The organism is Saccharothrix sabaoui (assembly GCF_051756985.1).
Taxonomy (GTDB): domain Bacteria; phylum Actinomycetota; class Actinomycetes; order Mycobacteriales; family Pseudonocardiaceae; genus Actinosynnema.
In genome coordinates this window covers 23,563-30,257 of sequence record NZ_JBPKJK010000113.1, presented here as the reverse complement: position 1 = coordinate 30,257, position 6,695 = coordinate 23,563, and the positions used below count along the sequence as shown (strand labels likewise).

Sequence of the window (6,695 nt, the reverse complement as noted above, 5' to 3'; positions counted from 1 at the left end):
GGCCCGGCCTGCCTCGCGAGCCCGGCCGGCCTGATCCGCCTGCCTGGGCAAAGCGCCCTGCGTGAGCAAAGCGGCCCGCCCGGGCAGAGCCGCCCGCCTGGACAGAGCCGCCCGCCTGGGCAGAGCCGCCCGGCCCATCGGCGGCGTGCACCCCGCCCGCGCCGGGGTGGATGCCCGGTCGTGGCGCGTGGCCGGCGGGGTGAGGGCCATGTCGCGGTTGTCGTCGCGTGCATCCGCGCCGGGACCGGCACTGGTGCCGGCACCGGGACCGGCACCGGCACCAGCGGCGACGCGGGTCGGGCTGGTGGCGCGGCTCGGGTCGGGAGTGGTGGGGCTCGGATCGGGAGTGGGGGTGGGCCGGTGGGCCGGTGCCCGCACGCCTGCCTGCGCGGACCGGTGGGCTCGCCCTGCTGCGGGACCGGCGGGGGACTCGCCGTCGCGCTGGGGGAGCGGGTCGGGTCGCGGGGCCTGTGCGAGGGGGTTCCCCCGCGGCTGGTGTGCGGGCACGGTGGGTCAGCCCTCGATGTCGGTGGCGCGGCCGGTGGGTTCCCAGGCGGCCAGTTCGGCCCGGACGGTGTCCAGCCGGGCGGTGATGGCGTCGTGGGCGTCGTTGCCCAGGACCAGGCGCAGCGGGGTGCGGTCGGCGTCGAGCGCGTCCCGGATTGCCTGCGCCGCCTTGGCCGGGTCACCCGGTTGGGTGCCGTCCATGTCCCGGACCAGCTTGCGGATCGGGTCCATGACGCCGGCGTAGTCCTCGATCGGCTCGCCGAAGCGCAGGGCGTTCCCCGCGAACGCCGTGCGGAACGCGCCCGGCTCCGGGATCAGCACCTTGATCCCGAACGGCGCGACCTCGGCGGCCAGCCCCTCGGACCAGCCCTCCAGGGCGTACTTGGCGGTGCAGTAGGCCGCGAAGCCCGGCCACACCACCTGGCCGCCCATGCTGGACACCTGCACGACCGCCCCCGTCCGGCGCGCCCGCATGTGCGGCAGGACGGCCTTCGTCAACGCGATCGGCCCGTGCAGGTGCACGTCGAGCAGGGCCCGCAGCTCGGCGTCGGGCGTCTCCTCCGCCGCCCCGATGAAGCCGTGCCCGGCGTTGTTCACGAGCACGTCGATGTGCCCGTGCCAGGTGATCGCGTCGTGCACCGCGCGCGCCGCCTCGGCCGGGTCGGTGACGTCCAGGCGCACCGGCGTCACGCGGTCGGGGGCCAGGGCGATCAGCGGTGCGAGTGATTCCATCTGACGGGCGGTGGCGACGACGGTGTCGCCGTGCGCCAGCGCGTTCTCCGCGACGGCACGACCCAGACCCGACGAGGTACCGGTGACGAACCACACCCGACCGGGACGGTGACCGTTCGGGCGCGGTACCTGGTTGGTGCTCAAGGGTCCTCCTCACGTGGCGCACACGACGCGTGGTGCCGGGGGGTGCGATCACACCCCGCACGATCAAGAAGACACCGGGACTTCACGTCCCGTCCAAGACCCTTGTCCATGCGTTCACGGCATAGATCGCCACCGACCCCGCTCTGGAGGCTCCGCAACACCATGGACGTCGACACCCGTGTCCTGCGCTACTTCGTCGCGGTGGCCGAGCAGCTGAGCTTCACCCGCGCCGCGGAACGGCTGTTCGTGTCCCAGCCCGCGCTGAGCCGGCAGATCCGCCAGCTCGAAGCGGAACTCAAGATCAACCTGTTCCTGCGCACGAGCCGCGAGGTCAGCCTGACCAGCGCCGGCGAGGCCCTGTTGCCGGTCGCGCGGAAGCTCATCGCCGACTGGCAGGGCGCGCAGCGCACCGCGCGCGGCATCGCGGCGGCCGAGAACCGGGTGCTGCGCATCGGTTTCGAGGCCACCGGCGCGGGACCGCTGACCACGAGGGCGCGCACCGCGTTCGCCCGCCGCCACCCGGACGTCGTGGTCGAGCCGAAGCGGTTCGACTGGGGCGGGGAGGTGGCGGCGCTGCGGGACGGCCTGGTGGACATCGCGTTCCTGTGGCTGCCCGCCGACACGACCGGTTTCCACACCGAGATCGTCGCGGTGGAGGAGCGCGTGGTGGGCCTGGCCGGCCGGCACCGCCTGGCCGGGCGGGAGAGCGTCGGCATCATGGACCTGCGCGACGAGCCGGTCGTGTGGACCCGCAAGGCGCCGCGCTACTGGGTCGACTGGTGGGCGGTGAACCCGCGGCCGGACGGCTCGGAGCCCAAGTGGGGCCCGGAGAACGGCAACGTCGAGGAGATGCTGGAGCACGTGGCCGCGGGCGAGGCGATCTGCATCGGGCCGAGCTCGATGGGGGCCTACTACGCCCGCCCGGACCTGGTGTGGCGGCCGATCACCGACGTCGCGCCGCTGCGCATCGCCTTCGCGCGGCCGGCGACCAGCACGAACCCGCTGGTCGCCGACTTCGCCGAGGTGGTCCGGGAACTGTCCGAACTGGACTGACGACTAGCTGCTCCACCTGGTCGACGCGCCCGCCGTCACGTCCAGCACGGTGCCGGAGACGTAGCGGGCGCGCGGCGAGGCGAGGAACGCGATCGAGTCGGCCACGTCCTCGGGCTCGATCAGCCCCACCGGCTGCGTGTTGTACGAGCGCAGCGCGCGCTCCAGGTCCTCGACGGTCGTGCCGCCCGCCCACCGGTAGGTGGCCTCGTTCAGCACGAGCGGGGTGCGCACGCCCGTCGGGGCGACGCCGCTGACCCGCACGCCGGCCGGGCCGACCTCGGTCGCGACCGCCTTGACCAGGCCGATCACGCCCCACTTGGCCGCCTGGTAGTGCGGCAGCAGCGGCGCGCCGTGGCGGCCCTCGCTGGAGGACACCACGATGATCGACCCGCTCTTGCGGGCCACCAGGTGCGGGATGACGGCGCGCATCGTGTTGGCGACGCCGATCAGGTTGACGTCGATGACGTCGGCGAACTGCCGCGGTGACATGTCGGCCATCGCGTTGTAGGTGTTGATGCCCGCGTTGGCGACCGCGATGTCGAGCCGGCCGTGGTCGCGGACGACCTGCCGGGCGATCTCCTGCAACCGGCCCGCGTCGCGCACGTCGGCCTTGACCGCGGTCGCGCGCCGGCCGAGGGCGCGCACGCGCCGCACGGTGTCGTTCAGCTCGGCCTCGCTGCCCAGCGGGTAGTCCAGCTCGATCGCGTCGGGCGAGGCGATGTCCAGCGCCACCACGTCCGCGCCCGCGCGGGCGAGGGCCACGCACGTGGCCCGCCCGATGCCGCGCGCCGCGCCGGTGACCAGCGCGACCTGCCCGCGCAGGTCGCCGACGCCCCGGTCGGCGGGTTCGGCCGCCGCGACCCCCGCGCCCAGCGCACCCGCGCCCACGACCCCGGCGCCCACCACGCCGGCACCCACCGCCCCGGCACCCGCCAGCAGCGCCCGCCTGCTCACCGCGCCGGGCTCGGCGCCCGGTCCCTGATCAGTCATGGGCACGATCGTGGTGAGGCCGCCCGCGCCGTGTCCAAGACCCGCGGCGATGCCGTTTGGTAATGGCACTCGTGCACCCGGTCAAGTCCGACCAGTAGCAAGCCTCGCCTTGTCGATCATGACGCGCGGCCGGTTGACTGGAGTCGTTCCCGGGCACGTCGACCCGAAACCCCTTGCGCCGCAACCTTTTCCGCAACGGGTGGAGCCGTGCCCAGACACCCCCCGAACGAGGAGACCCCATGAGTGACGCGGTGCGCACGCTGCTGCTCAACGCGGTGCGCCGGGACGACGCGGCCGAGGTCCGCGGCCTGCTGCGCAACGGCGTCGACCTGAACTCGCGCGGTCCGGACGGCCTGACGCCGCTGATGATCGCCGCGGGCAAGGGCAACGCCGACCTGGTGCGGCTGCTGCTGGACGCGGGCGCCGACGTCTACACCACCGACAGCGCCGCCGGCGGCACCGCGCTGCACAAGGCGGTGCAGGGCGGCGACCTGGAGACGGTGCGGGTGCTCGTCGAGGCGGGCGCGTTCGTCGACGCGGTCGCCACCACCACCGGCCACACGCCGCTGCTGGACGCGTTCTGGTACAAGCGGCCCGACGTCGTCGGCTACCTGCTGGACCGGGGCGCGGGCCTGAACCTGTCCACGCACTACGGGTTCTCGATGCGCGACCACTTCGAGTACGCGATCAACGTCAACACGCTCGGCCGGGAGAAGCTGCTGGCCGCGGAGGCGCTGCTCAAGCGGCGCGTCGAGGCCGACGAGCGGGCCGTGGAGCGGCAGCGGCTGATGGCCGCGACCGTCGCGGGCGACCTGATCGGCGTGCAGGTGCTGCTGGCCAACGGCGCCGAGGTCGACGCGCGCTCCCCGGTTCTCAACGGCTTCAACGACCTGCACACGCCGCTGCTGGTCGCCAGCCGCGACGGGCACACCGAGATCGTGCGGGCGCTGATCGCCGCGGGCGCCGACGTGAACGCCACCGAGCCGACGTTCGGCGCGGTGCCGCTGCACAAGGCCGTCTACAACGGGCACGCCGACATCACGCAGGTCCTCGTGGACACCCCCGGGACGGACATCGACTTCCAGGGCTCCACGAACGGCTACACGCCGCTGCACGACGCGCTCTGGCACGGCTTCGAGGAGTGCGCCCGCATCCTCGTCCGCGCCGGCGCCCGCCTCGACCTGGTCGGCCACGACGGCAGGACGCCGCTCGGCATGGCCGCCGACGTCTTCGGGCCCGACCACGACCTGACCACCACCATCCGCAACGCCTAGGGGGACCGGCACATGCTGTTCTACTGCCAGATGAAGTGGAACCACGAGGGGCGCATCAGCCTCGACGAGCTGTGGGAGCTGGAGGAGGAGGAGACCCGCCACGCGGAGGAGACGCTCAGCTCCGGCTACTGCATCGGCCTGTGGAAGGTCGCGGGCCAGAAGCGGGTCATCGCCGTGGTGGACGCCGAGTCCGCCGAGGAGCTCGACCGGTCGGTGTTCCGCCTGCCGATGCGCGAGTACCTGGAGTTCGAGGTGATCTGGCCGCTGCGCGACTACCTCGGCTTCGCGGAGGACGTGGCCAACCGCTACCGCCCCACCGAGGCGGAGGCGGGCCGATGATCCACCAGCTGATCTTCGCCCACCCCAGGCCGGGCCTGGGCGAGCAGGAGTTCCACCGCTACTGGGTGGAGGAGCACGCCGTGAACTACGCGGCGAAGATCCCGCAGATCCGGCAGTACGCGGTGGGCACCAGGGTCGAGCTGTCGCTGGACGAGCCGGAGCCGCTGTGGTCCGGTGTCGCCGAGATCTGGCTCGCGAACGAGGAGGAGCAGCTGGCGTCGTTGCAGACGCCGGAGTTCCTGGAGGGCGCCCGCCTCGACGAGCCGCGCTGGGCCGCGTTCTGGCGCACGCTGGTGATGGACACCGAGGCGCACGTCGTGCTGCCCGGTGAGCCGCAGCGCGCCGACCGGCCGGGCACGAAGCTGTTCGTGCTGGTCAAGCGGCGCGAGGGGATGCCGCTGACGGAGTTCCGCCAGTACAGCAGGGACGCGCACGCGTCGCTGGTGGCGAAGGTCCCGGGGCTGCGCCGCTACTACCAGAACCACACCCGCGACGGCGCGTACGCCGTCGGCGAGGCCACCCTCGACTGCGCCCACCAGCTGTGGTTCGACGACGCCGCCTCCCTGCGCGCCGCGCTGCGCACGCCGGAGTTCCGGCGCGCGGCGGCGGACCTGGCCACGTTCACCGAACCGCGCTACACGCACACCCTCGCGGTCCGCGAGAACTGGGTCATCGGGCCCTCCGCGGACGTCATCTAGTCAAGTCCCGGATATCGCCGGCAATTCGTTGTCGGAATTCACCGGCGACGGTTGGATGGAAATCGCAAGGCAATAGCAAGGCAATAGCAGGACCCGCCTGAAATTCCTGATCGAGGAGAACCATGACCAAGCGCGTGCTGGTCGTCCTGTCCGAATTCGGCTACTGGGGCGAGGAACTGGTCGGCCCGGTCGAGGCGTTCGACGCCGCCGGCTACCGCACCACGTTCGTCACGCCCAACGGCAAGCGGCCCACGGCCCTGCCGCCGAGCCTGGACCCCGAGTACCTCGACCCGCCCCTCGGCCGTTCGGTCACCACGCCCGACATGGCCCGGCGCGCCCGTGAGCTGGACGCGTCGCCCCGGCTGGACAACCCGCTGAGCCTGGCCGACCTCGTCCCCGAGCGGCCGTACTACAGCGCGGTGAACCACCTCCGCGAGGTCGAGGAGTACACCCGCCGCCTCGACAGCGCGGTGGCCGACCTCGTCGGCAGCTTCGACGCCCTGGTGCTCGTGGGCGGTTCCGGCCCCATCGTCGACATGGCGAACAACGGGCGCCTGCACGAACTCGTGATCGGTTTCGTGAACGCCGACAAGCCCATCCTCGCCGAGTGCTACGGCGTCGCGGTGCTCGCTTTCGCGCGTGACCTGGAGAGCCGCGAGAGCATCATCCAGAACAAGCACGTGACGGGTCACCCGAAGGAGTACGACTACAAGGACGGCACCGGTTTCATCGGCGTCGAGTTCAACATGGGCCCGCCGCCGTACCCGCTGGAGTACATCCTCCGCGACGCCACCGGGCCGGTCGGCCGCTTCCACGGCAACGTCGGCAAGGAGACCTCGGTCATCGTCGACTACCCGTTCATCACCGCGCGGTCCACGCCGGACTCCGTGCCCGCGGGCGAGCTGCTCGTCCGCGTGCTGGAGAACGGCCTGCGCCGGTACGGCTGGTAGGGGACGCC

The 6,695-nt window shown here is 72.6% G+C and carries 7 protein-coding genes; 5 read left to right on the top strand and 2 right to left on the bottom strand.

All coding sequences use genetic code 11. From position 1 onward, the window contains the following. Window positions 1-513: 513 nt before the first annotated feature. Entirely contained in the window at window positions 514-1,383 is an 870-nt protein-coding gene (locus ACR807_RS28800) for an oxidoreductase (protein ID WP_438924579.1), read from the bottom strand. Window positions 1,384-1,545: 162 nt separating this feature from the next. On the opposite strand from ACR807_RS28800, the gene ACR807_RS28795 reads away from it, so the two are divergent. Next, the gene (locus tag ACR807_RS28795) at window positions 1,546-2,436 is read left to right on the top strand and encodes a LysR family transcriptional regulator (RefSeq protein WP_438924578.1); all 891 of its coding nucleotides are present in this window, start codon (window positions 1,546-1,548) and stop codon (window positions 2,434-2,436) included. 3 nt (window positions 2,437-2,439) lie between these two features. Here ACR807_RS28795 and ACR807_RS28790 read toward each other — a convergent pair whose 3' ends face one another. After that, a complete protein-coding gene (locus tag ACR807_RS28790) occupies window positions 2,440-3,426 on the bottom strand; it encodes a mycofactocin-coupled SDR family oxidoreductase (protein WP_438924577.1) in 987 nt (328 codons plus the stop codon). A 239-nt stretch (window positions 3,427-3,665) separates the two neighbouring features. On the opposite strand from ACR807_RS28790, the gene ACR807_RS28785 reads away from it, so the two are divergent. The 4 genes from ACR807_RS28785 (at window position 3,666) to ACR807_RS28770 (ending at window position 6,687) form a co-directional block, all read left to right on the top strand. Then, window positions 3,666-4,700, top strand: a complete 1,035-nt coding sequence (locus ACR807_RS28785; protein WP_438924576.1) for an ankyrin repeat domain-containing protein — start codon at window positions 3,666-3,668, stop codon at window positions 4,698-4,700. Between the two features lie 12 nt (window positions 4,701-4,712). After that, window positions 4,713-5,039 (top strand): muconolactone Delta-isomerase family protein, encoded by a 327-nt coding sequence (locus ACR807_RS28780; protein ID WP_438924575.1) that lies wholly within the window; start codon window positions 4,713-4,715, stop codon window positions 5,037-5,039. After that, on the top strand, window positions 5,036-5,737 hold the full coding sequence (locus ACR807_RS28775; RefSeq protein ID WP_438924574.1) for an EthD domain-containing protein: 702 nt from the start codon (window positions 5,036-5,038) through the stop codon (window positions 5,735-5,737). Before ACR807_RS28780 ends, ACR807_RS28775 begins: the two co-directional genes overlap by 4 nt. 122 nt (window positions 5,738-5,859) lie before the next feature. Then, window positions 5,860-6,687: a type 1 glutamine amidotransferase domain-containing protein gene (locus ACR807_RS28770; RefSeq protein ID WP_438924573.1), complete on the top strand. Its 828-nt coding sequence runs from the start codon at window positions 5,860-5,862 to the stop codon at window positions 6,685-6,687. Window positions 6,688-6,695: the final 8 nt, after the last annotated feature.

Coding starts and splice junctions, on each gene's coding strand:
- ACR807_RS28795 (WP_438924578.1), top strand. CDS start 1,546: ATGGACGTCGACACCCGTGTCCTGCGCTACTTCGTCGCGGTGGCCGAG.
- ACR807_RS28780 (WP_438924575.1), top strand. CDS start 4,713: ATGCTGTTCTACTGCCAGATGAAGTGGAACCACGAGGGGCGCATCAGC.
- ACR807_RS28785 (WP_438924576.1), top strand. CDS start 3,666: ATGAGTGACGCGGTGCGCACGCTGCTGCTCAACGCGGTGCGCCGGGAC.
- ACR807_RS28775 (WP_438924574.1), top strand. CDS start 5,036: ATGATCCACCAGCTGATCTTCGCCCACCCCAGGCCGGGCCTGGGCGAG.
- ACR807_RS28770 (WP_438924573.1), top strand. CDS start 5,860: ATGACCAAGCGCGTGCTGGTCGTCCTGTCCGAATTCGGCTACTGGGGC.
- ACR807_RS28790 (WP_438924577.1), bottom strand. CDS start 3,426: ATGACTGATCAGGGACCGGGCGCCGAGCCCGGCGCGGTGAGCAGGCGG.